The organism is Clostridium mobile (assembly GCF_018918285.1).
Lineage (GTDB): Bacteria > Bacillota > Clostridia > Clostridiales > Clostridiaceae > Clostridium_AW > Clostridium_AW mobile.
On record NZ_JAHLQF010000018.1, the window covers coordinates 1 to 583 of the forward strand.

At 39.8% G+C, this 583-nt stretch carries 1 tRNA gene and 2 rRNA genes; all 3 read left to right on the top strand.

The annotated features are described in order from the left end of the window. Positions 1–55: ribosomal RNA gene (locus KQI86_RS20040) — 16S ribosomal RNA — on the top strand; the annotation flags it as partial. A 129-nt stretch (positions 56–184) separates the two neighbouring features. Continuing rightward, a tRNA-Ile gene (locus KQI86_RS20045) sits at positions 185–261 on the top strand. 220 nt (positions 262–481) lie between these two features. Next, positions 482–583, top strand: a 23S ribosomal RNA gene (locus KQI86_RS20050); the annotation flags it as partial.

Consider the following 583-nt stretch of genomic DNA (forward strand, 5'->3'; position numbering starts at 1 on the left):
GGTGAAGTCGTAACAAGGTAGCCGTAGGAGAACCTGCGGCTGGATCACCTCCTTTCTAAGGAGCTTTAATAGAGCCTAGAAAGCTTTATTACAGGTTTCATACTCTGTTTAATTTTGAGGGACCATATTTTGCATGTTGACATGTGAAATGTCAAATGATAAAATAAAGTTCCTAAATATTTGAGGGCTTATAGCTCAGCTGGTTAGAGCGCACGCCTGATAAGCGTGAGGTCGATGGTTCGAGTCCATTTAAGCCCACCAATGTTCTTTGAAAAAAGCATAGAGTAAAGCTGACTTAAACAATTAATTAATTGTTTTAATTTAAGTTAAGATTAATAACCTTTGTTGTTAATGAAGAAAAATTACTAGAAACGAGTAGTGCTAGGCATAAAGTGAACGAGGAACAGAGTTTAGCGGAGCTAAATGAGTACCGCAGAGAGCTTTATAACGACGCAATACGAAGTTTATAGGAATTTTTAAAGATCAAGCTACAAAGGGCACATGGAGAATGCCTTGGCACCAGAAGCCGATGAAGGACGCGATAAGCTGCGATAAGCTCCGAGTAGGCGCAAATAGCCTGAGA